A 320-nucleotide genomic window follows, 5' to 3' on the forward strand; every position below is an offset into this window, starting at 1 on the left:
CACTTTCGTTGCCTGCAGCATCAGTGGCAGTGACGCTGAAGACATGCTCGCCATCAGCGAAATCGGTCTCGGGCGTGAAGCTCCAGGTGCCGTTGCTGTCGGCGGCGGTGGTGCCGATCTCTTCACCGTTGTGGGTGATCGTGACGGTGCTGCCAATCTCGGCGCTGCCGGTCAGGGTCGGGGTGGCGTCGTTGGTGCTGTCGCCATCGGCGAGGGTGCCTGTGACAGCCGCCACATCATCAGTGGCGGAGGCGATGGTCGGCGCGTTCGGGGCGGTGACGTCGGCATCTTCCGGCACGGTCAATGCGGCAGAGGCTGCG

The 320-nt window shown here is 65.6% G+C and carries 1 protein-coding gene; it reads right to left on the reverse strand.

What is annotated here, in order from left to right; genetic code table 11:
• Window positions 1-320, reverse strand: a 320-nt coding sequence (locus tag QD228_RS17025; protein ID WP_279876134.1) for an Ig-like domain-containing protein, incomplete at both ends; no start/stop codon positions are given.

The organism is Cobetia sp. 3AK, assembly GCF_029846335.1.
Taxonomy (GTDB): domain Bacteria; phylum Pseudomonadota; class Gammaproteobacteria; order Pseudomonadales; family Halomonadaceae; genus Cobetia; species Cobetia marina.